The organism is Mycobacterium aquaticum, assembly GCF_002086485.1.
GTDB classification, from domain to species: domain Bacteria; phylum Actinomycetota; class Actinomycetes; order Mycobacteriales; family Mycobacteriaceae; genus Mycobacterium; species Mycobacterium aquaticum.
On the sequence record NZ_MVHF01000031.1, the window covers coordinates 22,096 to 45,993 of the forward strand.

25 protein-coding genes are annotated in these 23,898 nt (G+C 66.5%); 6 read left to right on the forward strand and 19 right to left on the reverse strand.

Annotation, left to right across the window (positions count from 1 at the left end; translation table 11 throughout):
• Window positions 1-46: 46 nt before the first annotated feature.
• The 6 genes from BST13_RS25325 to BST13_RS25350 are packed head-to-tail and all read right to left on the reverse strand — an operon-like array spanning window position 47 to window position 4,118.
• Window positions 47-676 carry an O-methyltransferase gene (locus BST13_RS25325; RefSeq protein WP_083166876.1) on the reverse strand — a complete coding sequence of 210 codons (630 nt, stop codon included), beginning with the start codon at window positions 674-676 and terminating at the stop codon, window positions 47-49.
• Window positions 677-713: 37 nt separating this feature from the next.
• The gene (locus BST13_RS25330; protein WP_083166786.1) at window positions 714-1,187 is read right to left on the reverse strand and encodes a TIGR04338 family metallohydrolase; all 474 of its coding nucleotides are present in this window, start codon (window positions 1,185-1,187) and stop codon (window positions 714-716) included.
• Window positions 1,184-1,927, reverse strand: a complete 744-nt coding sequence (locus tag BST13_RS25335) for a DUF2786 domain-containing protein (RefSeq protein ID WP_083166787.1) — start codon at window positions 1,925-1,927, stop codon at window positions 1,184-1,186. The genes BST13_RS25330 and BST13_RS25335 overlap by 4 nt, the downstream gene beginning before the upstream one ends.
• 28 nt (window positions 1,928-1,955) lie before the next feature.
• Window positions 1,956-2,924 (reverse strand): hypothetical protein, encoded by a 969-nt coding sequence (locus BST13_RS25340; RefSeq protein ID WP_083166789.1) that lies wholly within the window; start codon window positions 2,922-2,924, stop codon window positions 1,956-1,958.
• Window positions 2,921-3,760 (reverse strand): alpha/beta hydrolase, encoded by an 840-nt coding sequence (locus BST13_RS25345; protein WP_083166790.1) that lies wholly within the window; start codon window positions 3,758-3,760, stop codon window positions 2,921-2,923. Before BST13_RS25345 ends, BST13_RS25340 begins: the two co-directional genes overlap by 4 nt.
• Before the next feature lie 31 nt (window positions 3,761-3,791).
• Entirely contained in the window at window positions 3,792-4,118 is a 327-nt protein-coding gene (locus BST13_RS25350; protein ID WP_083166792.1) for a hypothetical protein, read from the reverse strand.
• A gap of 13 nt (window positions 4,119-4,131) precedes the next feature.
• Between BST13_RS25350 and BST13_RS25355 the strand changes: the two genes are divergently transcribed.
• Window positions 4,132-5,148: a sigma-70 family RNA polymerase sigma factor gene (locus BST13_RS25355; RefSeq protein WP_083166793.1), complete on the forward strand. Its 1,017-nt coding sequence runs from the start codon at window positions 4,132-4,134 to the stop codon at window positions 5,146-5,148.
• Between the two features lie 54 nt (window positions 5,149-5,202).
• On the opposite strand, the gene BST13_RS25360 is transcribed toward BST13_RS25355, so the two are convergent.
• Window positions 5,203-6,099, reverse strand: a complete 897-nt coding sequence (locus tag BST13_RS25360) for a hypothetical protein (protein ID WP_083166795.1) — start codon at window positions 6,097-6,099, stop codon at window positions 5,203-5,205.
• Window positions 6,100-6,400: 301 nt separating this feature from the next.
• Between BST13_RS25360 and BST13_RS25365 the strand changes: the two genes are divergently transcribed.
• Window positions 6,401-7,525, forward strand: coding sequence for an NDMA-dependent alcohol dehydrogenase (locus tag BST13_RS25365; RefSeq protein ID WP_083166796.1), 1,125 nt, complete (start codon window positions 6,401-6,403; stop codon window positions 7,523-7,525).
• Between the two features lie 79 nt (window positions 7,526-7,604).
• On the opposite strand, the gene BST13_RS25370 is transcribed toward BST13_RS25365, so the two are convergent.
• Window positions 7,605-8,477 carry a type IV toxin-antitoxin system AbiEi family antitoxin domain-containing protein gene (locus tag BST13_RS25370; protein ID WP_083166877.1) on the reverse strand — a complete coding sequence of 291 codons (873 nt, stop codon included), beginning with the start codon at window positions 8,475-8,477 and terminating at the stop codon, window positions 7,605-7,607.
• A 135-nt stretch (window positions 8,478-8,612) separates the two neighbouring features.
• On the reverse strand, window positions 8,613-9,389 hold the full coding sequence (locus tag BST13_RS25375) for an SDR family NAD(P)-dependent oxidoreductase (RefSeq protein ID WP_083166798.1): 777 nt from the start codon (window positions 9,387-9,389) through the stop codon (window positions 8,613-8,615).
• A 60-nt stretch (window positions 9,390-9,449) separates the two neighbouring features.
• On the opposite strand from BST13_RS25375, the gene BST13_RS25380 reads away from it, so the two are divergent.
• The 3 genes from BST13_RS25380 to BST13_RS25390 all read left to right on the forward strand — a co-directional run bounded on the left by BST13_RS25380 (window position 9,450) and on the right by BST13_RS25390 (window position 12,618).
• Window positions 9,450-10,163, forward strand: coding sequence for a pirin family protein (locus tag BST13_RS25380; protein WP_083166799.1), 714 nt, complete (start codon window positions 9,450-9,452; stop codon window positions 10,161-10,163).
• Window positions 10,141-11,376, forward strand: a complete 1,236-nt coding sequence (locus BST13_RS25385; RefSeq protein ID WP_083166801.1) for a PQQ-dependent sugar dehydrogenase — start codon at window positions 10,141-10,143, stop codon at window positions 11,374-11,376. Before BST13_RS25380 ends, BST13_RS25385 begins: the two co-directional genes overlap by 23 nt.
• 153 nt (window positions 11,377-11,529) lie before the next feature.
• A complete protein-coding gene (locus tag BST13_RS25390; protein WP_095533707.1) occupies window positions 11,530-12,618 on the forward strand; it encodes a phosphodiester glycosidase family protein in 1,089 nt (362 codons plus the stop codon).
• 4 nt (window positions 12,619-12,622) lie between these two features.
• Here the strand turns inward: BST13_RS25390 and BST13_RS25395 are convergent, their stop codons facing one another.
• From BST13_RS25395 to BST13_RS25405, 3 genes are all read right to left on the reverse strand, one after another.
• Window positions 12,623-13,195, reverse strand: a complete 573-nt coding sequence (locus BST13_RS25395) for a nucleotidyl cyclase domain-containing protein (RefSeq protein WP_083166803.1) — start codon at window positions 13,193-13,195, stop codon at window positions 12,623-12,625.
• 221 nt (window positions 13,196-13,416) lie between these two features.
• Entirely contained in the window at window positions 13,417-13,695 is a 279-nt protein-coding gene (locus BST13_RS25400; RefSeq protein ID WP_083166804.1) for a barstar family protein, read from the reverse strand.
• Window positions 13,692-14,093 carry a guanyl-specific ribonuclease gene (locus tag BST13_RS25405; RefSeq protein ID WP_083166806.1) on the reverse strand — a complete coding sequence of 134 codons (402 nt, stop codon included), beginning with the start codon at window positions 14,091-14,093 and terminating at the stop codon, window positions 13,692-13,694. Before BST13_RS25405 ends, BST13_RS25400 begins: the two co-directional genes overlap by 4 nt.
• A gap of 144 nt (window positions 14,094-14,237) precedes the next feature.
• Between BST13_RS25405 and BST13_RS25410 the strand changes: the two genes are divergently transcribed.
• Window positions 14,238-16,322 (forward strand): acyltransferase family protein, encoded by a 2,085-nt coding sequence (locus BST13_RS25410; protein ID WP_083166807.1) that lies wholly within the window; start codon window positions 14,238-14,240, stop codon window positions 16,320-16,322.
• Window positions 16,323-16,359: 37 nt separating this feature from the next.
• On the opposite strand, the gene BST13_RS25415 is transcribed toward BST13_RS25410, so the two are convergent.
• The 7 genes from BST13_RS25415 to BST13_RS25445 all read right to left on the reverse strand — a co-directional run bounded on the left by BST13_RS25415 (window position 16,360) and on the right by BST13_RS25445 (window position 23,806).
• Window positions 16,360-17,055, reverse strand: coding sequence for a serine hydrolase (locus BST13_RS25415; RefSeq protein WP_083166880.1), 696 nt, complete (start codon window positions 17,053-17,055; stop codon window positions 16,360-16,362).
• A gap of 130 nt (window positions 17,056-17,185) precedes the next feature.
• Window positions 17,186-18,772 (reverse strand): serine/threonine-protein kinase, encoded by a 1,587-nt coding sequence (locus BST13_RS25420; RefSeq protein ID WP_083166809.1) that lies wholly within the window; start codon window positions 18,770-18,772, stop codon window positions 17,186-17,188.
• A gap of 75 nt (window positions 18,773-18,847) precedes the next feature.
• Window positions 18,848-20,932 (reverse strand): hypothetical protein, encoded by a 2,085-nt coding sequence (locus BST13_RS25425; RefSeq protein WP_083166811.1) that lies wholly within the window; start codon window positions 20,930-20,932, stop codon window positions 18,848-18,850.
• 388 nt (window positions 20,933-21,320) lie between these two features.
• The gene (locus tag BST13_RS25430) at window positions 21,321-22,091 is read right to left on the reverse strand and encodes a fructosamine kinase family protein (protein WP_083166812.1); all 771 of its coding nucleotides are present in this window, start codon (window positions 22,089-22,091) and stop codon (window positions 21,321-21,323) included.
• Complete coding sequence (locus tag BST13_RS25435) at window positions 22,091-22,930, reverse strand: SDR family oxidoreductase (RefSeq protein ID WP_083166814.1); 840 nt, start codon at window positions 22,928-22,930, stop codon at window positions 22,091-22,093. Before BST13_RS25435 ends, BST13_RS25430 begins: the two co-directional genes overlap by 1 nt.
• A 30-nt stretch (window positions 22,931-22,960) precedes the next feature.
• A complete protein-coding gene (locus BST13_RS25440) occupies window positions 22,961-23,365 on the reverse strand; it encodes a nitroreductase/quinone reductase family protein (RefSeq protein WP_083166815.1) in 405 nt (134 codons plus the stop codon).
• 117 nt (window positions 23,366-23,482) lie between these two features.
• Window positions 23,483-23,806 (reverse strand): DUF732 domain-containing protein, encoded by a 324-nt coding sequence (locus BST13_RS25445; RefSeq protein ID WP_083166817.1) that lies wholly within the window; start codon window positions 23,804-23,806, stop codon window positions 23,483-23,485.
• Between the last annotated feature and the right edge of the window lie 92 nt (window positions 23,807-23,898).

Below are 23,898 nucleotides of genomic sequence, written 5' to 3' on the forward strand. Positions count from 1 at the left end.
ACCGTGATTCGGCAGCAGTTCACGCACACTCGTCGCGTTCCCGCTCTCAACTGACGACGGCGACGGCGAACCCGTCCCAGCCCTTGGTGCCCACGGTCTGAATCGCCGCGGTGTCCAACCGGGGATGGTTGCCCATCATCTCCAGCATGTCGCGCACCGCGCGGGCCTGGTGATCGTCGGCGGCAGGAGCCAACACCCGGCCGAACCGGGTTACGTTGTCCACCACGATGATCGACCCGGGATGCCCGAGTTTGACGGCCCACTCGACGTAGCCGACGTTGTTCTCTTTGTCGGCGTCGATGAACGCCAGATCGAAGACATCCCCGCGCTCGGCGAGCCGGGGCAGGGTGTCCAGCGCTGCGCCGACGATCACCTCGACGCGATCGGCGACCTCGGCGCGTGCCAGGTTGGTCCGGGCCACCTCGGCATGGCGGGGCTCGTATTCGAGGGTGACGACGTCGCCCGCCTCGCCGACCGCGCGGGCCAGGTTGATGGTGCTGTAGCCGGCGAGCGTGCCGATCTCCAGCACTCGGCGCGCCCCCGACATTCTGGTCAACAGCGACAACAACTTTCCGTGCTGAGCAGACACCTCGATGGCAGGCATCCCGGCAGTCGATGCCGATTCCCGAGCGGCGATCAGCGCGTCGTCCTCGGTGTGGAGAAGCTGGGTGAACATGGCGTCGACATCCGCGGGCTCGGTCACCTCCGCCAGGCTAGACCACGCCTTCTTTCGCGTACACCATCCGCAGCACCAGCCCGACCTCCGGTCCCATGATGGTTTCGCACAGCTCGCAGTAGGTGGCGACGAAGGCCGGCCCGTGCGGCGGCGGCGCGGGACTGAGGTGGTGGGCCAGCTCGTGCAGCACGACGAGTTCGCGCAACGCCCACGTCGAATCTCGTTCGGGCACCGCGATGACGGCCGCACCGTCGATGAGTTCGTAGTGGGCGGCCGCGGTACCACGGCGGGCTCGCACGCTCACCGGCGCGGCGCCGACGCGGGCCAGCACGTCGTCGACATACCGCTGCACCGACTCGACCGAGCCGAACTTCGCCTCCGGCGGCAATGTCAGCGAGGTACCGAAGAAGTCGATGGCGCGTGAACTGTGTTGCGCCGCACGGTCGAACATGGTCCGCACGAATTGCTCCGCGGCATACACCTTGGCCCGCTGAGCGTCTCGCGCCGTCACTGCTCCAATGCGCCACGGGCGCCCGACAACTCGGGGTTGGGCCCGAGCCGCGCCCGCTGCCCGGCGCGGTCCCCGGCCCGGCGCGCCGCGGAAGAATAGCCGGCCGACGCGCTGGTGGCCCGCCATGTACCGCGCGCCTGCGAGGCCTGGCGGTAGAAGCTCTTCAGCTCGATATCCTTGTCCCGCAATGCAATTGCCGTCCCCGGCTGGTCGGTGCGGTCGGCTTCCTGTTTAGCCTCTTCGCGGGCCTTGGTCAGCCGTTGGCCGATGCGGGAACCGAACGCCAGCTGGAAGTTCAGCCGCGCGGTGATGGTCGGGGTCGGCCGGTGCGCGCCGGAGGCGATGTAGGACTCCGACGCCTTGACCATCTGCAGCACCAGGCTGGTGTAGAGGGCATGGGTGGCGTCGATGTCCTCGGCGAAACCGTAGGCGTAGACGAACGTCGAATTGGACGCGACGTCGCATTTCACGTCGTTGGCCATCCCGATCATCACGAACAACTGCACATATGTGCGCAGCCCCTTGGTGCCGGCCTGCCCGATGGTCACGGTGCGCTGTACCGGCATCTGGGCCTTGGTGCGCTCGGCGGAATGCGACCGGGCCACCGCCAGGTCGATGGCGGTGGCGGTGGCCAGCCGTTGCGCAGCGGCCATGAACGCCTCTGCTTCGTGCGCGTTGTCGGTGCCCTCCGCCTGGCGCAACAGGGCGGCGATGCGCGCCAGCATCTTGTCGTCGCTCACGGCACGATCCTAGAAAACACCCCTGACATCACTGCCCGGAGAAAGCCTTCAGCGCATCGAGCACCTGCGGGGACAGTGGGCCGGGCTTGCCGTAGTTCGCGATGCTGTCGGTCGGGTCGTCGCGCAGGATGTGGTTGACGCCCTTGAGCTCGACGACCTTGAGCGCCGTGTGGTGCAGCGCGTCGATCAGCGGACGTTCCGCGTCGCAGCTGGCCTGGGAGTCGGAATCCGAGCAGGTCAGCAGGACCGGCAACCCGGCGGGCAACGCGGCGGCCAGCGCCAGCGGATCGATCTTGTCGGCCTCGATGATCGCGTTCAGGTTGCCCTTGTTGACGATGGCGCTCAGGCCCTCGGGCAGGTTGTCCGGGACCGTGCCCTTGGTGCGAATCTGGTCGACGGCACCCAGCCACGCGTTGAGCACCTCGGGCGTCGACCCCGAGCGCACCCGGTTGGTGATGATGTCCAGGTACCGGCCCGCCAGCGGCTGCAACAGCGCCAGTGAGTGCACCTTCGGATCGGCTCGACCGGCCAGCGTCATGGCATGGATAGCGCCTTCACCGACCGCGTAGATCGACAGTCGATCCTTGTCCGTGTGGGATTGGTCGCCGAGGAACTTCAGTGCCGCGGCCGCACCGGTGGTGTAGACGGCGCTGACGACTTCGGTCGGCTTCTGCTGGTAGGGCCCCAGCTTGGTCTTGCCGGTACCGATCTTGTCGTAGCGCAAGGTGGCCACCCCGTCGTCGGACAGCGCCTCGGCGATCTGGCGCATGTTGCCGATCGGACCGACCACCTTGTTGTCGCCGTTGCGGTCGGTCGGGCCGCTCTCGGAGATCAGCAGCGCCGCCGGACCGGACCTGCCGTTGTTGCGGTAGGTGCCGAAGATGGTCAGGCCGTCGGCGTCGAAGCTGACGTCCTGGTCGACCCATTTGGCCGGCTGCTCGGATCCGCAACCGACCAGCAGCAGCACCGACAGCAGTGCGGCGGCAATCCGTCTCACAGATGCGCCTCGATCCACGACGTGACGTCATCGAGCACCAGCGCCTGCTCGGGCTCGTTGAACACCTCGTGATACAGGCCCGGGTACACCTTGAGGTGGACGTCTTCGGCGGCGACGCACTCGACGAGACGGTGACTGCCTTCGACCGGTACCAGCCGATCCTTCTCGCCGTGCACCACGAGCAGCGGCGCGGCCAACGCGGAGGCCCGCTGCGGCATGGTCTCACCGACGAGGATCAGGGCCCGCGCAATGCCGGCAGGCACCTTGCCGTGCCATACGAGCGGGTCGGCGTTGTACGCGGCGACCACGGCGGGGTCCCGGGAGACGGCCGTGGCGTCGAGTTCTTCGACGGGCAGCCCGGGGGCGATCTTGCCGAGCACCTTGGCCGCCGCCACCAGCAGCGCCGACAGCGAGGCCTGCGCGGCCACCGCGGGCCCGGACAGCACCATCGCGGTGTATTCGTCGGGATATTCGACGCCGTAGCTGAACACGATGCCGCCACCCATGCTGTGCCCGAGCACTATGCGGGTGAGATCGGGATGCTCGGTGGCCGCGATGCCGACCAGGGTGTGGAAATCGCCGACGTATTCCGACATGTCCCGCAGGTACACCCGCTTGCCGCCGGATCGGCCGTGGCCGCGGTGATCGAGGGCATACACGATCAGCCCGGCCTCACCGAAGCGTTGCGCGACGTGGTGGTAGCGGCCCGCGTGTTCGCCCAGCCCGTGCGACAGCACGATGACGCCGCGGGGCTCGCCTTCCGGTGTCCATTCGTCGTAGACGATGCGCACCCCGCCGACGCCGTCGAAGGTCCGCTCGGTACGGGTACTGGTCATCAGGCGAGCGTAGCGGGGTGCAGGTTAACGGTTAATGCAGCACTGCGGTACCCAGGACGAACACGCCGACCATGGCCGCCGCGGCGACGAACGGCCAGACGATGACGTTCTTCCCGCGGGTCAGGCCATAGAGCATGACCGCGCCGGTGGCCACCAACACCACGACCAGTCCGATGCCGACGGTGATGATCGCGGCTTCCTCGTGGTAGCTGGCATCGCATGCCGCGTCGTGGCAGCCGTCGGTGGCCATACCGAAACCGAGAGCGCTCATCATGAACTCGATGAAGGCGGCCGGGATGAGCAGGACATACAGCACGAATGCCGCGACATTCCAGCCGTCCACCCCCCGCCGAGCCATTTTTCGATCGTAGTTGTCGGTGGGCGTGCGTAGGCTCAACGACGTGACCGTGCTCGCACCTTCACTCGACAGCGGCAGTCCGGCTGACGCCTTCCTCGCCGACGCCCAGCGGTACCGGCGCGAGCTGCTCGCGCACTGCTACCGGATGACCGGCTCGTTGCACGACGCCGAGGATCTGGTGCAGGAGACGTATCTGCGCGCATGGAAGTCCTACGAGGGCTTTCAGGGCAAATCCTCGATACGCACCTGGCTCTACCGGATCGCCACCAACACCTGCCTGACGGCTCTGGAAGGCCGCCAGCGCCGACCGCTGCCGTCCGGGCTCGGCACCCCGAGTTCGACGGGCACAGACGACATCGCCGAGCACCACGAAGTGCCCTGGCTTGAGCCGCTGCCCGACGAGTCCGCCGACCCGGTGAACATCGTCGGCGACCGCGAGTCGGTGCGGCTGGCATTCGTGGCGGCGCTGCAACACCTGTCTCCCCGCCAGCGCGCCGTGCTGGTGATGCGCGAGGTTCTGCAGTGGAAAGCCTCGGAAGTCGCCGGTGCGCTGGGTTCGTCCACGGCCGCGGTCAACAGCCTGCTGCAACGCGCCCGGGCGCAGCTGGAAGCCGCCAATCCGCAACAGGACGATCCGGTCGTCCCGCCCGAGTCGCCCGAAGCGCAAGACATGCTCAGCCGCTACATCGCCGCGTTCGAGGCCTACGACATCGACAAGCTCGTCGAACTCTTCACCGCCGAGGCCATCTGGGAAATGCCGCCTTTCGACAGCTGGTACCGCGGCCCGCAGGCCATCGGCGACCTGTCACGCAACAAATGCCCCGCCGAGAAACCCGGCGACATGCGGTTCATCCCGACGACCGCCAACGATCAACCCGCCGCGGCGATGTACATGCTCAATCCCGAGACCGGCGTGCACGAAGCGTTCCAGTTGCACGTGCTGGCCATCGGCGCCGACGGCATATCCCATGTCGTGGCGTTCATGGACCAGTCGTTGTTCGAGAAGTTCGGGCTGCCTGCGGCACTGTAGGCGCCTCACGCGCTGGCCTGTCGGCCGGTCGGCCGTCATCCGGCGAGTGGCCACTTACGCCACGCGATCGCCCAAGATGCGTGCGATAACTGGCCATTCGGCGCCGGCAGCACGCAGCGCGGCACAGACGCGTGCGACGAGCACCCACGGTCGGCGGTCCAGCAGGTCGGCTCCGACGCGGATGATCAACCAGCCGAGGGCAGCCAACTCTGTATAGCGCTCGATGTCGTTGGCACGCACTCGCGGATCTGTCCACTGCTGTGCGCCCTCATACTCGACGCCTACCTTGAACTGCTTGTAGCCCATATCAATTCGTGCGTGCTTTCGACCGCCGAAGTCGCCAGGCACCACTATCTGCGTCTCCGGCTTGGGCAGTCCGGCGTCGACGAGAACCAGGCGGGTGCGGGTTTCCTGCGGGGATTCGGCTCCACCGTCCATCAGGGCCAGCACCTCACGTAGTTGGATCAGGCCCCGGGCTCCGGGATGGCGCTGCACCAAGGGGCTGACGTCGGCCGCCGTCACGAACGTCGCCTGAGCGAGAGCATCCAGCCGAATGACCGCCTCGTCCCTGCCGCGGCGCCGGCCGAGGTCGAATGCCGTGCGCGCCGGCGTCGTCACCGGGATCCCGGTGAACAGTCGAGTCTCGTCGTCCAGGAGTTCGTCGCGATGCACCAGAATCCCGGGCACGGGCTTGCCGTTGCGGCGATAGAACTCGGCAGGCTCAGCCGGGTCGATCCACCGCGTGCCGTACACCGCCGCCGCCGAGAGCCCAGCCAACGTCGCATGCCGCCCGGAGAACAGCCAGGCCGCCTCTGCTCGCAGTGCCGCGGTCAGCTCCACGCCCTTGGGCAGATAGACGTCGCGGTAGATCGCGTCGTATCGGTTCGCCAGAACTCGACGGGTCATCGCCCGTGCGGCAAGCACCTCTGATCCGAGAATTGGACTTTCCATGTGCCCACGGTGTCGGCGGTGGCCGACGAGATGGCCGCCCGAGCCGCCCCACAGGCCCCGGCTGTGGATGAACTTCGGTTTGGGGATAGACCCGACCGCGCCTAGTGGCCAGTTACAACACGCAAACCAGCCAACCGCGTGACACAAGTGGCCACTCGACGATCAAACGAGCCGCGTGCATTAACTGGCCGCCCATCAGAGCCGGCGACAACCACAACAAACGACGAAGAGAAGCTCACATACACGCAGTTCAGAGTGCTGTTTGTCACAGTTTCTGAAACGTGTTCTATGATCGCCTGTCATGAAGACCAAGGGCGCCCTGCTGTGGGAACTCAATTCGCCGTTCAAGGTCGACGAGATCGACCTTGGCGACCCCGTCGCCGACGAGGTACAGATCCGGATGCATGCCGCGGGCATGTGCCACTCCGACTACCACATCACCACGGGAGCCACGCCGATCGCGTTGCCCGCACTCGGCGGCCACGAGGGTGCCGGGGTGGTCACGAAGGTCGGCAAGAACGTCACCGGCATCGAGGAGGGTGACCACGTCATCCTGGCCTTCATCCCGGCCTGTGGTGCATGTCCGCCGTGCCTGAAGGGCTTCCGGTCGCTGTGTGACCGTGGCGCTGTGCTGCTGGGCGGCAAGGCCATCGCCGACGGCACCAGCCGGATCCACGCCGGTGACCGTGAGGTGTCGCCGATGAACCTGCTCGGCACCTTCGCGCCGTACATGACCGTGCACAAGGATTCGGTCGTCAAGATCGACAAGGACATCCCGTTCGAGACCGCGGCCATCATGGGCTGCGCGGTGCCGACGGGCTTCGGCTCGGCCACCAACGTCGCCGACGTCAAACCCGGCGAGACGGTCATCATCGTCGGCGTCGGCGGTATCGGCATGAGCGCGCTGCAGGGTGCGGTGATCTCGGGGGCCAAGCAGGTCATCGCCATCGACCCGAACGAGTGGAAGCGTGAGCAGGCCATCAAGTTCGGCGCGACGCACGTCTACCCGTCGATGGCCGAGGCCATCGCCCCGGTCATCGACGTCACCCACGGTCTGATGGGCGACAAGGTCATCATCGCGGTCGGCGAGATGAAGGGCGAGTACATCGAAGAGGCGATGATCCTCACGGCCAAGACCGGCACCTGTGTGGTGACGGGCATGGGGTCGATGATGGACGCCGACGTCAAGCTCAACCTGTTCCTGTTCACCATGCTGCAAAAGACGTTGAAGGGCAACATCTTCGGCGGCGGCAGCTCGCATGTGGAGACGCCGCGGCTCGTCGCGCTGTACAAATCGGGCCTGCTCAATATCGACGACATGATCACCCGGACCTACAAGCTCGAGGACATCAACCAGGGCTACCAGGACATGTTGGACGGCAACAACATTCGCGGCGTCATCAAGTTCGACGAGGCCGACTGGTAACTTTCCCCTGCCCAGCAGACGCAAAACTGTCCCTTTTCGCGCGAAAAGGGACAGTTTTGTGTCTGCTCGCGGAAGGAAATCAGGCGGCGCGGTCGAACAATCGGTATATCCGCGCACACAATTCGACGGGAAACCGCCGCACATCGTCAACCACTGCAGGCACTGTGGTCCATCGGACCTCCTGCAACCGCGCAGTCTTTATCCGATCGTGTTTGAACGCATCAGGGTTTGCATGCCAGTCCACGCTGTCGTACTCGGCGGCCACCCGGTAATCAGGCCAAGCGAAGTCCACCCGCCACAGCTGGCCATGTAGGTCATGGATTTCGTACTGCAACTCCGGGGTTGGCAATCCCCAGTCGATGAAGACCAGTCGCATCTCGGACTCCATCGGCGACTCGGCCCTGGCGTCCGCATAAGGCAAGAGTTCGCGCACCTTGACCACACCACGACGGCCGCGCTGTTCCTTGAGCGCGTTCTCGAGCTCAGCCTTCGAGCAGCTGCCGCTGCGTAGTGCGGCATCCAGCGTCGCCAACGTGCGTGGACGCCGAAGTGTCCGGGCCATTTCGATCGCCGTCCACGCTGGAGCCGTCAACAGGCGGCCTTCAACCTTCTTGAGCGGAGCACCGATTCGCTGATGCACCATGAGATCGGGCGAAGGCCTCACGCGCACACCAGGATCGAGAATGTGCGTTCGGCCGTCGGGGTCGGTGTCGAAGCCGTAGATCTGCGCCGCGGTGTTCATGCAGCCGACAATCGGGGTGGCCGCAAGCAAGTCGAGAGCTCGCAGCCGACAGGCCGTATCGGGCGGCCGCAGTGAATAGACACCGTGCCACACGCGGAATACCTTGCCGTCACGGACCTGCCTGGCGAGGGTTCTGTAGGTCATGGTGGCGAGCAACTGCGTCGTGGTCGCGATGCCGTCGTGCAGAGCGAATGGTCCGTCGAGCGCCATGGCGAGCATTCTTTGCAGGCAACCGCGCGGCCGCCACCACCTGGCGTTCCAGGCTGTGGATAAACCCGCCAGCAGACACAAAACTGTCCCTTTTCGCGCGAAAAGGGACAGTTTTGTGTCTGTTCGCGGGAGGGGCTACTTGGGTGGCATCCGGATACCGCCGTCGACGCGGACGACCTCGGCGTTCATGTAGGAGTTGGTGATCAGCTCGATGACCATCGAGGCCAGTTCCTCGGGCTTGCCCAGGCGGTGCGGGAAGAGCACGGATTCGCCGAGCTTGGCCTTGAAGGCTTCGGACGCTTCGCCTTCCCCGTAGATCGGGGTGTCGATGAGGCCGGGGGCCACGGTGTTGACGCGGATGCCCACTGCGGACAGATCACGCGCGACCGGCAGGGTCAAGCCGACCACGCCGCCCTTGGACGACGAGTAGGCCGCCTGCCCGATCTGGCCGTCGAAGGCCGCGACGCTGGTCATGTTGACGATCGCGCCGCGTTCGCCGGTGTCGGTGAGTTCGTTGCGGCTCATCGCGGTGGCGGCCAGCCGGATGCAGTCGAAGGTGCCGACGAGGTTGATCGCCAGCACCTTCTTGTACACGTCCAGGTTGTGGGCGGATTCGAACTGACCGTCCTTGCCGATGGTGCGCTGGGCCCAGCCGATGCCGGCCGAGTTCACCAGGGCCCGCAGCGGGCCGAGGTCGGCGGCGGTATTGACCGCGTCGATGATCTGGTCGGTGTTGGTCACGTCGACGGTGACGAACACGCCGCCGATCTCTTTGGCGAGTGCCTCGCCCTTTTCGGCCTGCAGGTCGGCCACGACGACGCGGGCTCCCTTGGCAGCCAACTGGCGGGCGGTTGCCGCGCCGATACCTGATGCGCCACCGGTGACGATTGCGCTAGCTCCATTGATATCCACGCCTCACACACTAAGTCCGCCCGACCGGTGGGTTGACGGTAGGTCGCTAAGCTGGGCGCCATGCCTCCGATCGTCGACATTCGCCACGCCGGCGACCGTGGCCTCACCACCACAGAATGGCTGCAGTCCCGGCATTCGTTCTCGTTCGGCGATTACTACGATCCGGCCAACACCCACCACGGCCTGCTGCTGGTCAACAACGACGACATCGTCAAACCGGCTTCAGGGTTCGACACCCACCCGCACCGGGACATGGAGATCGTCACCTGGGTGCTGGACGGCGAACTCGCACACCGCGATTCGATGGGCAACTCCGGCGTGATCTACCCCGGTCTGGCGCAGCGGATGTCGGCCGGATCTGGCGTCTCGCATTCGGAGAAGAACGGATCATCAGCTGCCCCAGTGCATTTCGTGCAGATGTGGGTGCTACCGGATGAAGCCGGCGTAACTCCGGGCTATCAGCAGCAGGAGATCGAGCTCACCAGTTCCCTGACACCCATCGCGTCGGGCGCCACCGACGCCGCCGTCACGCTGCACAACCGCAACGCCACCTTGCACGGCGCCCGGCTGCAGGCCGGCGACACGGTCGACCTGCCGCAGGCTCCGTACGTGCATCTGTTCGTCACGCGGGGCGCGGTGACGCTCGAAGACTCCGGCGAGCTGACGACGGGCGACGCCGCCCGGCTCACCGCCAGCGGCGGCCAACGCGTGAGCGCGTCGACGGACGCCGAGATCCTGGTGTGGGAGATGCATGCGGGCCTGGGCGGCTCGTAGCGCGCTCGCAGCGGTTCTGGTCGCGACGGCGGCCTGCGGTTCCCCGCCCACACCGGCGCCCACCCCGCCGCCGGTACCCGCGGGCCTGTCCACGGTCACGATCCAGGTGCCCGATGCCCTCGCGCAGTCGCCGTTCGATTCGCCTCGCAGCGCTCAGGTGCCTGCCGGCTGGACGTTGACGGTCGTCGCGCGCGTCCCCGGAGCCAGGATGGCCGCGTGGACGCCCGATGGCAGGCTCCTCGTCTCGGTTCCCGGCGCCGGTCAGGTCCTGCAGGTGCTGCCCACGCGGCAGGTCGTACTGGCCGGCCTGGACCAACCGCACGGCCTGACCTTCGCGGGGTCGACACTGTATGTCGCGGAGAGCGACCAGATCGACGCCTACGACTACGCCGACGGCCGCGCCGTCAATCCCCGCACGATCGCCGGCGATCTTCCCGACGCCAAGAGTCCCGACCTGCACGGCGCGTACGCCCACGCACTCAAGAGTGTGGTGGTGGGACGCGATGGCGCGGTGTACTTCTCGATCGGGTCGACGGGCAACATCTCCGCCGAGGACCGCACCGCAACGCCACCACGGGCGACCATCATGCGCGTGCCGCCCGGCGGCGGGCCCGCCCTACCGTTCGCGACAGGGGTGCGCAACGGCACGGGCCTGGCGTTGGCTCCCGACGGATCGTTGTGGACAGCGGTGAACAACCGGGACAACGTCGCGGATCCCGAAGGCAAGGTGGACCAGACCTACGTCAACGATCATCCGCCGGAGTCGGTCGCGAAACTCCCGCCGGGACGCGAATTGGGTTGGCCCTATTGCAATCCCGATGGTGCCGCACCGGCCGGGTTCATCCGCGACATGCAGACCAACGCCGATGGCAGCAAGCTGGACTGTGCCGCGCTGCCGCCGCTGGAGCAGACCATGCCCGCGCATTCGGCCCCGCTGGGGATGAGCTTCACCGAGCTGACACAGTTCGGAACGGGTGCGCTGGTGGGTGTACACGGGTCGTGGAACCGCGCTCGGGCCCAGGCGCCCGAGGTCTCGTTCTTCGCCTGGCACGACGGCACATTGGGCCCGCAGCAGACCCTGGTTGGCGGGTTCCAGGCGGACGACGGTTCGCGCTGGGGTCGGCCGGTCGCCGCGGTTGCGGGGCCTGACGGCGCGGTGTACATCACCGACGACGCCGCCGGGGCGGTGTATCGGTTGACGCCGAAAACCTGACCACAGCTAACCGCTGTCTCGCGACGCCCGGCAGCGCGCACGGGCGTGTCGTCCGATTCGATGGATGCCGGTTTTACCGGCGAAGTCGCACGTCCGGTACCGAATCGAGATTGTAGTGTTACTAATGTTGACAGAGTTTCCTGTGTGGTTATTGTGTACAGCGTGCCTGCGCTGGCAAAACTGAAACAACGTGCGGTCGCAGGTGCCACCGCCCTCGCGTTGTGCGCGGTGTTGAGCAACGGCGGAACGCCGACGGCGCGGGCCGAGGACGCCAAGGCGCTGCTGCTCGGCGCCATCGCCAACACCAAGGGCTCCTACCTCGTCTACAACTTCGGCGGGCAGTTCGCCGCACCGTTCATGTCGGCGTCGGGCAATCAGTACACGCTGAACAACGGCGGCCACTTGATGACGATCAAGAACGCCTCGTCGCGGCTGAGCCCACGACTGCTGGTCGACAGCCATCAGGGCTATCAGTCCCGGTGTGAGCGCACACCGGGTGCCCGTACCGGCGAAGGTCTCTGGCAGGCGTCGGAAACCTATGCGCCCCTTCAGGCTTGGCAAGCGTTGGGCCAGCCGACCATCGCGATCAACGCGAACTTCTTCGACGTGCGCGGGCAGAAGGGCGGCTCGTGGCGCGACACCGGCTGCAGCTCACCGCTGGGCGCCTACGTCGACAACACCCGCGGGCAGGGCCGGGCCAACACGGCAGTCACCGGCACGCTGGCCTACGCAGGCAAGCAGGGCCTCTCGGGCGGTGACGAACACTGGACCGCGCTGGCCACCATGATCCTGCCGACCGGCGGGGCTCCATACGTGGTGATGCCCAAAGGGCCCGACGACTATGACGCGGCCACCCCGGTGATTCAGCGACTGTTCGACCAGAACGCCCGGTTCGTCGCGGTCTCCGGCATCGGGCTGCTGGCCCCGGGCGACACCGGCCAACTCAACGACAATGGCCCCAGCGCGGCGCGCACAGCGTTGGGCTACAACCGGGCCGCCGACCAGTTCTACGTCTTCCAGGGCGGCAGCTACACCCCTGACAACATCCAGGATCTTTTCCGTGGCCTGGGCGCCGACAACGCGCTGCTACTCGACGGTGGCGGCTCGTCGGCGATCGTGCTGCGTCGCGACACCGGCGGCATGTGGAGCGGGGCCGGCTCACCGCGCGGCAATTGCGACACCCGCGTCGTGCTGTGCGATTCGCGTGAACGCGCCCTGCCGAGCTGGCTCGGATTCAACTAGTCCTTCAGTTCAGGTGATGCTGAGCGACGGTGTCGTCGGACGCACGCACTGACCGGAACTGGTCGCGCACCCCGGCATGCCGCAGCTGGAAAGGCCGCTCATGCCAGGGCATCACGCCCAGATCATGGTCGCCGATGTACATCAGCGACGCCCCGGCAGGCAGGCGGTCGGCGGCCAGCGATGCCGACGCGACCGACATCAGCGTCTGACCACCATGGGCCATATCCCGCAGCCGCGCAGCGACATCCGTGCTCACGGTGGCGACGGACTCGCCGGTGCGCATTTCGATGGTGTGCAGGCCGATGCACAACGAGAACGGATCCGAAGGCGCCAGTTGCAGATCGAGCGCACAGGCCACCGCGTCGGAGGCCCGGCCGAAGGTGGCCACGAAGCTGTCACATGCGTATTCCCCGCCACGCAGAACGCCGTCATTGAGGGCGATGAGGTGGTTCATGGTCGCTCGCAGCCATGGCAGGGATGCGGCCATGTCCCCGGGTTGCGTTTGCCACAGGCGTGCCGACCCCTCGGCGGCGGCCATCAGCAACGTCACCGTCCCGGTTGGTTGCTTCTCGGTCATGCCCACGTCGCTCCAGTCTTCGTCAGTTCCGCGGTGCCGGCGAGCACACCACAGAAAGCCAGCGTAACCGCCCTGCGAGCGACGTGCGGCCGGTGCAGTCATCCGACGTTGGCGGCGCCAACCCCGTTGCCGCGGAGCGAGGTTGCTGACTCGCGGGTGCACCGGATTTGTGCCCGTCGGATGCACATCCACTGCTGCACATCCGGTTTGCTGACGACCGTTCAGGCGGTCAACCACAAATCGACGGATTCACTGGTGAAGACGTTGAGCAGCGTGCTCCAGTCGTCTTGCCCGAGCGCCGACTTCACATGCTTGTAGTCGGTCAGGACGAACCTGAACTTGCCGTTCTCGGGTGTGCCGAAGCCACCGCGAAGGCAATCGGCGAGCGCGTCGAAGTTGGAGCCGAAGTAGCCACCGTTTCCGTTGACGGCACGTCCGATCTCGGTGAACAGGTCGGCTTTGGATCCGACCGCGGAACCATCGATCCGATAGATCTTCACATGCCTCCGATCCGGCAGAAGCTCTGATAGTGATCGCCGGTGTAGTAGAACTCCGGCGGATGGTTCAGCGGCTGCCCGCCGGTGACGATGCGGCGGGCGCCCCGGTTCTTCGCGCCGGGCGTGGGCACCGTGTACTCGTGGTAGTAGCCGCGTTCGTGCTGGGGCAGGACGCGTTCGAAATTGCCGAAGACGACGCCGTCGTTTTTCGGGTACGGGAACGGGCCGCCGGATTCGATGAGCTTGACGGTCTGCCCGGCTTCCGGCGGGAGCCCGTTGAGGTTGCAGGTGCCCTCGGCGGCCTTCGCGGCGCTGGACGCCGTGGTGACCGCCGTGGTCTTGGTGGCCGTGGGTGCGCTGTGACCGCAGCCGGCCACCAGCCCGATCAGCACCACCGCCATCGCTACCCGCCGCACCGCCACGACGCTAGCAACAAATCCCGGGTTACCGAAGAACCTCGTGGCACGATCGTTACTCGAGTGAACAGAACGTCCCCTTCCGAGCAGCCCACCTCCCGCCGCGGTGTTTCCGCGAGTGGCCGGAAGATGGCGTCCACCAAGCAGTTTCGGCCCGATATCGAGGGTTTGCGGGCAGTCGCAGTGCTGGCTGTCGTGCTCTATCACGCGGGCGTCCCGGGAATCGGCGGCGGATTCATCGGCGTCGACATGTTCTTCGTGGTTTCCGGTTTTCTCATCACGGGGCTGCTGTGGCGCGAGGCAGGCCAGAGCGGCACGGTGCGGCTGGCGTCTTTCTACGCCGCACGGGCCCGGCGACTGCTGCCCGCCGCGGCGGTGGTGCTGGTGGCGACGTCGATCGGCGCGGTCGCGCTGCTGCCGCCACTGCAGGCGCGCGGTGTGCTCGGCGACGCGATCGCCAGCGCGCTCTATGTGGGCAATTACCGGTTCGCAGTAGAGGGCACCGACTACCTGGCCGCCGACACACCGCCGTCGCCGCTGCAGCACTATTGGTCCCTCGGTGTCGAGGAGCAGTTCTATCTGGTGTGGCCGGCGCTGATCATCGGGGTTGCGTGGTTGTTGACGCGGTCCGGGCGGAGTACCCGCTCTGCCACCCCGTACGCACTCGTGCTGTTGGCCGTGGCGGGCGGCTCGGTGGCGTTGTCGTTGGCCTGGACCCAGACCATGCCGCCGTGGGCGTTCTTCTCGCTGCCCACCCGGGCCTGGGAATTGGCGGTCGGTGGCATCGTCGCGTTGACCGCGGCGAGTTGGCGGACGCTGCCGCCGGTGTGCGCGGCCATCGCGGGTTGGGGCGGTCTGGTCCTGATCCTGGTGACCTGCACGCAGATCCGGGCGTCGGAGCCCTATCCCGGCACCGCGGCGCTGCTGCCCGCGCTGGGCACCGCGCTGGTGATCGGTGCCGGCTGTGCGATACCCACCCTGGGGGCGGGGCGGCTGCTGGCCCTGCCGGTGATGCGCGGTATCGGCCGGGTGTCGTACTCGTGGTACCTGTGGCACTGGCCGCTGCTGTTGTTGGCGCCCGCCCTGTTCGGTGGCCCGCTCGGGCTGGGCGGCAGGGTGCTCATGGTGCTGATGTCGCTGGGCCTTGCGGTCCTGACGCTGCACCTCATCGAGAACCCCGCCCGGTTTGCCGCGACCCTGCGCGCGTCGGCCTGGCGGAGCCTCGCGATGGGTGCGACCGCCACCGGCGTCGCGGTGTGCGCCGGTCTGATCCTGCTGGCCGTCCGGCCGGTGCCGACCGGATCCGGGCCCGCAGCCGTCCCGGTGGCCGCTGTGCAGGCACCGGTGCCGGGGCCCGCTCCGAAAATGCTGACGCCCGCCGAACAGCTGCGGGCCGCCGTGGCGGCGTCGGCGAACCTGCGGGCCGTGCCGTCGAATCTCTCGCCGTCGCTGGGCAACATCACCAAACCGGAGGTGTTTCTCAACGGCTGCGTTTTGTCGTGGAAAGACCTGAACCCGCCCGAATGCGCCGCCGGTCAGGTGAATTCGAAGACCACGGTGGCACTGATCGGCGATTCACACGCAGGCATGTGGTACCCGGCACTGGAACCCGTTGCGCGCCAGCGTGGCTGGCGGTTGGAAACGATGGCCAAGGTCACCTGCCCGGTGCTGAAGCTGCCCATCGTCAGCCCGTACCTGGGCCGCGAGTTCACTGAGTGCAAGCAGTGGCGGGCCACCGTGCTGGCCCGGGTTCAGCAGGAACGCCCGGCGCTCGTGGTGGTCGACATGGTGCGCCGCTACGGTGCCGACTTCGGCTTCACCAGCTATGACCCGGTGTGGCTGGATGCGTTGACGCGGTTGGTCTCTCAGTTGCGCGGTACGGGCGCCAAGGTTCTGGTGCTCGGCCCTGTTCCGGATCCCCACGACACGGTGCCGACGTGCCTGTCGGCGCACATGAACGACGTCGGTGCCTGCACGCCGCAGCGGTCGATCGCCACGAACGACGCCGGCATCGCCGCCGAGGCCGCGGCCGTGCAGGCCGGAGGCGGGCAGTACGCGAATCTCGGCGAGTTCTTCTGCACGGCCGACCGCTGCCCCGTCATCATCGGCAACACTATGGTGTTCCGCGACGACAACCACATCACCACCGAATACGCCCAGCAGCTCAGCCCCGTCGTCGGCGACCTCGCCGCGGGTGCGCTGGCACGCAATTAGGAACCGCTGTTATGGATCAGCGCATTTCGCGCGGTCCTCAACAGGGCGTCGCGGGAAACTCGTTGCGGTGCTGTTTGACCCAGTCGCCGAGACGATTGATGGCGGCGACCGCGGCGTCGTAGGTGCCACCGTCGGACTGGGCGGCCAGCGCGACGCCGAAGGTTCCCGAAGGGCTGCTGACCGTCGCGAGCTGCCGGACCAGGTAAGCGCCGTCGACGCCGGGGCCCCAACCGCCCTTGGCGGCGACCCCATCGGCTCCGGCGAGTCCCCACTGTTGGTCGGCGGCCAGCTTGTGCATGTCGTCGAGCACGGGACCGGCCGCGGCGAGGCACGGCAACCGGGCGGCGAATCCGGCCTGGGCCTGCATCGCCCAGTCCGTCTGGCCGAAGGCGCTGTACCCGTCGCGTACCCGTTGCGATTGCACGACGGTGGTCATGTCCTTACCGTCGTGCAGGACGGCCTCCACCGCACGGGAAGCCACCGACGGATCGCCGAGCATCGCCCAGAGCTGCTCAGCAGCAGCATTGTCGGACTGGATGATTGCCTTGTTCACCAACGCTCCGGCCCGCTCGGGCTCGCTGCGCAGCGCGGCTATGGACAGTGGCACCTTGATGGTCGACCACGCCGGGCCCGCGGACCAGTTCCCGAACAGCCGGGTACCGTCCGCCGACGCGACGGCAACGCCGACCGTGGCGGGGATGGACGCTGCGAGGGCTGCGAAGCTCTCGGCCAGCGTGTCGACGGGCGCGGCCGCGGGATTGGGCGGAGCCTCTGCTGGTTTCGCCGCCGGGGTTGGTGAACCCGCGCAGCCGACGACGATCGCACCGCAGACCGCGACGGCCGCCACGGTGTTGCGAAAGGCGCTAGAACAGATAGACACGTGCGTTCTTCCCGCCCGTGCAGGTGATCCAGCCGTCGCTGCCGTTGACTCCGCAGTTCATCACGAACTTGTCCCCCGCGCATTGGCTGCCCGTCGTGCTGCAGGGCACCGTGCCAGCCGCCTCGACGGTGCGTTGATCCTTGCTGGGACTGGGATATTCAGCCCAGTAGGATTCCAGGACGCTGCGCGCCAGGAAGCACGACGTCTCCGGAGAACCCCGCCCGGCGCGCGTCGCCCAGCCCGTCTGGCCCGGAAGTTGAATCCCCCCACCGCAATCCTCGTTGCGGGTATCCGGACCCGGCACCAGCGGGGGTTTCGCGGTAGCGGTCGGGGTGCGCGGTGTCGACATTGTCGTTGGCGTGGTGGCCGATGTCGGCTTGCTGGTGATCGGGGTCAGCGACCCACTGGTGGTCGACGTCGGCGTGGAACCTCCGATGATGTTGATCGCCAACACAATTGCTCCAACGACGACCACCAGCACGACTGCCGAGAGGATCCACGGCAGCGGGCTGCGGCCCCGTTTTGCGCTTACCGGGGAGATCGCCGGGCCGGAGGACTGCGGCGGGGGTGTCACCGGGATGCTGGGACTCGACCAGCCCGAGACCACCAGGGGCGGCGGAACCGCGCGCTGCGGCGGTGGTTCGGCACGCGGCGGTGCGGGCGTACGCGGCCGGGGCGGTTCGACGACCCGCGTCGGCGCGGTGGGCGGGTCCACCGTCGACAGGTCCGGCAGCACCGCACCCACCGCGAAGGCATCGGCGAACTCCGCGCAGGAATTGAACCGGGCGCCAGGATCTTTCGCCATCGCACGGATCAGCACCGAATCCAGAGACCGCAATTGCGGGTGAGTGTCCGACAGCATCGGCGGCGGGCTGCTGAGCCGTTTGGCAATCACCACCGCAGGATTGGAATGCGCGAACGGCGGCGCCCCCGTCAGCAGGTGATAGGCCGTTGCCGCCAACGCATACTGGTCGGCCCGGCCGTCGAGCGGGTCGTTGGTCAACTGCTCCGGCGCGGTGTAGGCCACCGATCCCACTGCGGTATTGGTGGTGGTCAGGCCCGTGTCGTCATTGGTGGCGCGGGCAACGCCGAAGTCGGCCAGCATGATTCGACGCTGACCGTGATCGGGATTGGTCAGCAGGATGTTGGACGGCTTGACGTCGCGATGCAGCAGCTGGCGTTCGTGGGCGTAATCCAGCGCGGCGGCCACCGCGTTGATGACCTTCGCGACTTCGGTGGGAGGCATTCCGCCGGGGTACTGTTCGCGCACCAGCCGGGCGGCGTCAGTGCCGTCGACATAGTCCATGGCGATCCACAGCCGACCCTCGAATTCACCGCGGTCATGGACCCCGACGATGTGCGGATGCCACAGGCGCGCCGCCAGATCCGCTTCCCGGGTGAACCGGGCCCGGTACTCGGCGTCGCTGCTCATCTCGACAGGAAGAACCTTGAGCGCATCCTCGCGCGGCAGCCGAGGGTGCATGGCCAGATAGACCTCACCCATACCGCCCGAACCCAACAGCCGCATGACGGTATAGCCCGCGAACTTGGCCCCCGCACCCAACGGCATGTACGGGAGCCTAGTTGGCCAGACAGGTCGCCACGCCGAGATGGCGGCGACCTAGGTGTTGCTGCCGTACCGGCACTACTTCGATGATGCTCCCGCCGTGGCCTTGTCCGTGGTGTCCTTGGTGCCCTGCGTGGCTCCGGCGACCGTCTTCTTGACCGCGTCCTGGCCCTTCTTGGCGATGTTGTTGAGGTTGTCGCTCGCCTGCTTGGCGGTATCGCTGATCTGCTTGGTGGCCTTCTTGGCCGTGTCGTTGATCTGCTTGACCGACGTGTTCACCCGGTCACGCGCGGTGCTGGCCGAGGTGCTGAGCTTCTTGGTGTTGTCGGTCGCCTTGGTGGTGGTGTCCGTCACCGAGGACTTCGGCTCGTCCGCAGTCGAATTCGCTGTCGTTGTACCGGTATTCGTGGTCGACGACGGCACCGACGGGAGAGACAACGTCTTGGCCGACGGCAGAGTGGGCAGCCCTGTCTGCGGGGTGCTGGTGGCCGCCAACGTTGACGCGCTGTTCGTCGCTGCAGGCTGAGTTGCGCCCGGCAGGTTGTACGACGCGTTCGCGATCGCGGCGGTCAGTTGCTTGACCAAGTTGGCCAACCCGTCAGCCCACGAACCGACGTTGTTGTTCAGGTAATTGGTGAGCTGCGCTCCCAACGGCGCGGCCGTGGCGTTGAAGACCGGTGTCAGCACTGAGTCCGACAGGGTCTTGCCGACATCTGGAAGCCCGAGCAGGCTCGCGACATTCGTGGTCTGAGTGGGAACGTCGAGTCCGGCATTGAGCAAGCTTGCCGGCAGCAGGCCGTCCGGGGACTGCTGCGTCGGCGCAGTACCGACCTGGAACGGCGGCAACGCCCCGACTGTGAACAGCGACGGCAACGTGATGCCGAATCCCGTGGTGCCTGCGTTGACCGAGCCCAGCGAGTAGACGATGGGCAGTACGCCAAATGGCGTGGTCAGCAAGCCCACGGTCTGCCCGCTGTTGAAGTTGAACCCGTTGGTGCCCAGGTAACCGGCCTGCAAGGTGTTCAGGCTCGTGTAGCTGACGCCGAGCAACGGGATCGCGAACGACTGGAGATTGGTGCCCAGCAAGGTTGAAACGCCTGTGGCAGTAGGCAATACGAGACCCGGCGTGGCGACGGTGGCGAACGTGGCGAGGTTCAGCGGTAGCGCCACGCCGCCCGCGAAGATCGGGATGGCGACGACGGTATCGGTGGTGGACAACGGGATGCCCGCAACGTCGACCGGTCCAAGATCCAGTGTCGGCATCGTCGCGAGCCAACCGGCCTTGCCGCCCAACGGGAAGTTGTACAGACCAGAGCCAGAAGGATCCCAGACGGTGATCGACGGGGTGTTGATGATGTCGAGGGGCGACAGGAGCCCGTTGACGGTGGCAGTCAGTCCCGGTATGGCGGATATCGGCAGATTGCCCACGTGCAAGCCACTGAGAATTCCACTGACCAACGACGATGCGGTCAAGCTGGGAATCTGAGCAAAGAGATTGTTGACGTTAGTTTGGCCACTCAGGCCGAGCAGTGCCCAGCTGTAACTCGATTGGTAACTCGTGTCCGTCACTTGAAGGCCAGGAATGAGCGTCCCCAGCGACGGCACACCCTGGAGGCCAGGCACGTCGTTGAGGAGGCCAAGCACGCCGTCAACTAGTTCGACAGCGCCACTGCCTACCCCGGCCACCGCCGCCAGCGGAGCGAGAGCGACTTGGAGCGCCGTCGTGATATCGGTAGCCACGCCAGACGGAAGTCCAGGAATATTGCTCAAGTCGGGCGCTTCAAAGCTCTTGAGCAGCGCTTCCAACGCTGCGGTAAGACCCTGCGTCGTCAGCAGGTCGTACTGCGTCGTCCCCGCATTGAACGTCGGCAGCAACCCACCCGGGAAGGCACTTGCGATCGGATCCCACGCGCCTGCCGCGGCGCCACCGAAGTTGCCCGCCGCGAACAGGAGATTGTTCAGGCTGTCGGATGAGTCGGTGATGATCTGCGTGTAGTTGGGACCTGTCGCTGCACTGAGCGCGACGTCCCGGCTCACCACCGCGGCATTTGCCTCGGCCGGCTGGGCAACGCCGACAGTCAGGGCTGTGACGGTTGCCGTCGCTGCACCGATAGTCGCAATCTTCTTCGTCCGCTGCTTCGACTTACGGTGCTTAACGGCCATATGACCAGTCCTTTCGGGAACCATCTCAGGTTGCTCTCAGGCAACCTAGCACCCCGGTGATCTAGATCACTACGATTGCTAAGGAAAATTTTCGTCGATGTTGGATAAAACCCGTCTGGTCGCCGATTTCCCGCCGTTATCGCGCCTGCCAGTGAATATGCCGAGCCGATTTTGTGAGTACGCAACTGTCAGGGGCTGCCACATCTACGTAGACGTCAATTGCTGCCAGCCAGTTCACAGCCTGACGGCAAACCCGCTAGCTGATCTCACCTCACCCTCGCGAACTGCAGATTCGGGAAAGGCGGCTGCTGCGCGGTGGTCTTCCGGCCATATCGGTGTGCAACCTCGCGTGCGCCACGGCCGGACAATCCGGTGGCAGATAGTGCCGTTAGCTGATGGCGGCCAGCAGTTTCGTCACGATCGCAGCGACGTGGGACGCGTAACTCCCGCCGAACAGCACCACATGCGCAAGCAGTGGGTAGAGCTGATGCAGGCCCACCCGATCTTGCCAACCGTCCCGCAGCGGATGCACCGACTCGTAGCCGGCCAGCACATCCCCCAGATGCGGGCACCCGAACAGTGCCAGCATCGCCAGGTCGGTCTCGCGGTGCCCGCCGTGCGCGGCCGGATCGATCAGCACCACGCCGGCGGCCGTCCACATCACGTTGCCGCTCCACAGGTCACCGTGCAGGCGGGCCGGGCCGTCACTGTCGTCGAACCGCCCCGCGCGGCACAATTCGGCCACCTCGGCCAGGCCTCTGCGGGTCGAGGCGTCGAGCTGCCTGGCAGCGAGCCCGCCCATCGGCACCAGTCGCTCGTCGGCGTAGAACGTGCCCCAAGAATCGTGGTGGGTCAATGCCATCGGGAGCGGCTCGGACATCGGCCCGAAAAATCCCGCTCCACGATAACCGTCGGGCCCGGCACCGAAGGCTGACGCACCGGCGTCGTGGGTTATCGCCAGCCCGCGGCCGAATTCGGATGCCGCGCGTGCCGACGGGGCCACCGACTGTAACCGTTGCAGCGTCAGCGATGTCGCGTCGTGCGCCAGGACCTGGGCACAAGGCACGCCGCCCTCCACGGCGAGCCACTGCAGTCCGGCCGCTTCCGCCGCGAAGAACCCTTGCGGCGCCGACGGATTGCGTTTGACGAAATGGTCCATCAAACCCGGCCGGGCACGCCGAAGACTTTCGCCACGATCCGATCCCGCACCGCCGCAGGCGTGTTCCGCATGAACGCGACCTGAACCTTGGTGCCGAACCCAACGAGGTACCGGGCCTTCGGCCTGCGCGCGGTGAGCGCTTCCTCCACGACCGCAACAACTTTCGCCGGTGGCACCGCCAGCCGTTTCGACACAGGGATGAACTTCTTCATCCCGTCGATGTGCTTGGCGTACAGCGCCCGCTGCGCGGGCGGTGTCGCGGCCTCCACTTCGACCACCATGTCGTCGGCCTTGCGCCACATGTCGGTGTCGGTCTGCGCCGGCTCCACGACCACCACGGGTATCCCCCAGGGCCGCAACTCGATTCGCAGCGCCTCCGCACCGGCCTCCAGCGCGAACTTGGATGCCGCGTACGCACCCAGCATCGGCGAGGACAACTGACCGTTCACGCTCGAGATGAAGATCACCCGTCCGCGGGACTCGCGCAATTTCGGCAGGACCGCCCTGGTGACCGCGAACTGGCCGATCACGTTGACCTCCAGCTGTTTACGCCAGTCATCGGAGGACAGCACCTCGACCGGTCCGGCCACCACGATGCCTGCGTTGTTCACCACGGCGTCCAGGCGCGGTGGCAACGCGGCTTTCAACGCGTCGACGTGCCCTGCGTCGGTGACGTCCAAGATCACCGTAGAGATGTGCTGCGGATCGATCGCGGCGACCGACGCCGCATCGGCTTCCGAACGCACTCCGGCGATGACGTCCCACCCGCTCGCGGCCAGGTGCTCGACGATGGCCCTACCGATGCCGCGGGCGGCGCCGGTGACCAGAACTGAAGGCATATCGGCGAGCGTACTGCGCGGCTCGCCCGACTACGAGCCCGTGGGTTCGAGGTCTATCCGGATGGTCAACAGATCGGTTCCGGCGACCCGCACACCCACGCTGTTGAGCCCGCCGAGGATATCGAGCCGCTTCGCCGTGTCGTCATCTGGAAGCAGTGTGGCAGTGCCGGAACGCCACTGCCCCCTGAGCCGCAAACGCACATGCGGGTCGGCTTGAATGTTGCGGACATAATCGGAGCGGTATCCGTGTTCGGACACCAACCAGAAACTGTCGCCCTGGCGTCGGCCGCCGATAGCCGTCAACCGTGGCAAGCCGCTCTTGCGCCCCGTGGTCTCCAGCATCGTCAGATTCGACGAACGCCGCGCCAGCGGGTTCACGATGAATCGCTGGCCGGTGCGGACGAGCTTGAATTTCAAGGCCTTGACGTCGACCATGGCGTGCCTCTCCATTGGATAATGGTCGATCCAACCGCCCCAGTGGCCAGTTGTGACACGCAAACCGGTCGATCGCGTGCATTAACTGGCCGCTCGGCAGCGGTGCGACCCAGAAGGTCAGCCCGGCGCCTGAGTGCAGTACGTGCTGCGCGCCGCGCGGACGGCGACGGCCGCCTGATCCGGGGTCGCGCCGTACTGCCCCACCATCGCGTCGATCGCATCCTGGGTGTGCTGCCCGGTATAGAGCAGCCTGCAGATCTGTCGGCCGGCCATCAACAGCTGATCGTCGTCGCCGGGGAAGACCCCTCGGGTGGCGTTCAGATAGCGGTAGTCGACGTCCGTCAGCGGGATGGGCCACGCTCCCGCCGTCGCACCGGTGGCACTCAGCAACGCTCCGGCCGCCAGCACGGCAGCACCAATTCGGACAATTCCCCTCGTCATGGCGATCAGGTTAGGGTTCCGGAGCTCAGCCCCGCAATCATTCGGCCGATTTGACCGCAAACACCGGCCAGATCTCATCGGCCGCGCCTCGC

What these genes read in the sequence shown, in the direction of transcription:
- BST13_RS25395 (WP_083166803.1), bottom strand. Translation starts at nt 13,195, where the DNA reads ATGACCGAGAAGCAACCAACCGGGACGGTGACGTTGCTGATGGCCGCC.
- BST13_RS25350 (WP_083166792.1), bottom strand. Translation starts at nt 4,118, where the DNA reads ATGGCTCGGCGGGGGGTGGACGGCTGGAATGTCGCGGCATTCGTGCTG.
- BST13_RS25385 (WP_083166801.1), top strand. Translation starts at nt 10,141, where the DNA reads ATGCGGGCCTGGGCGGCTCGTAGCGCGCTCGCAGCGGTTCTGGTCGCG.
- BST13_RS25405 (WP_083166806.1), bottom strand. Translation starts at nt 14,093, where the DNA reads ATGGCGGTGGTGCTGATCGGGCTGGTGGCCGGCTGCGGTCACAGCGCA.
- BST13_RS25325 (WP_083166876.1), bottom strand. Translation starts at nt 676, where the DNA reads ATGTTCACCCAGCTTCTCCACACCGAGGACGACGCGCTGATCGCCGCT.
- BST13_RS25420 (WP_083166809.1), bottom strand. Translation starts at nt 18,772, where the DNA reads ATGCCGTTGGGTGCGGGGGCCAAGTTCGCGGGCTATACCGTCATGCGG.
- BST13_RS25365 (WP_083166796.1), top strand. Translation starts at nt 6,401, where the DNA reads ATGAAGACCAAGGGCGCCCTGCTGTGGGAACTCAATTCGCCGTTCAAG.
- BST13_RS25380 (WP_083166799.1), top strand. Translation starts at nt 9,450, where the DNA reads ATGCCTCCGATCGTCGACATTCGCCACGCCGGCGACCGTGGCCTCACC.
- BST13_RS25370 (WP_083166877.1), bottom strand. Translation starts at nt 8,477, where the DNA reads ATGGCGCTCGACGGACCATTCGCTCTGCACGACGGCATCGCGACCACG.
- BST13_RS25425 (WP_083166811.1), bottom strand. Translation starts at nt 20,932, where the DNA reads ATGGCCGTTAAGCACCGTAAGTCGAAGCAGCGGACGAAGAAGATTGCG.
- BST13_RS25435 (WP_083166814.1), bottom strand. Translation starts at nt 22,930, where the DNA reads ATGCCTTCAGTTCTGGTCACCGGCGCCGCCCGCGGCATCGGTAGGGCC.
- BST13_RS25345 (WP_083166790.1), bottom strand. Translation starts at nt 3,760, where the DNA reads ATGACCAGTACCCGTACCGAGCGGACCTTCGACGGCGTCGGCGGGGTG.
- BST13_RS25360 (WP_083166795.1), bottom strand. Translation starts at nt 6,099, where the DNA reads ATGGAAAGTCCAATTCTCGGATCAGAGGTGCTTGCCGCACGGGCGATG.
- BST13_RS25445 (WP_083166817.1), bottom strand. Translation starts at nt 23,806, where the DNA reads ATGACGAGGGGAATTGTCCGAATTGGTGCTGCCGTGCTGGCGGCCGGA.
- BST13_RS25430 (WP_083166812.1), bottom strand. Translation starts at nt 22,091, where the DNA reads ATGGACCATTTCGTCAAACGCAATCCGTCGGCGCCGCAAGGGTTCTTC.
- BST13_RS25440 (WP_083166815.1), bottom strand. Translation starts at nt 23,365, where the DNA reads ATGGTCGACGTCAAGGCCTTGAAATTCAAGCTCGTCCGCACCGGCCAG.
- BST13_RS25410 (WP_083166807.1), top strand. Translation starts at nt 14,238, where the DNA reads ATGGCGTCCACCAAGCAGTTTCGGCCCGATATCGAGGGTTTGCGGGCA.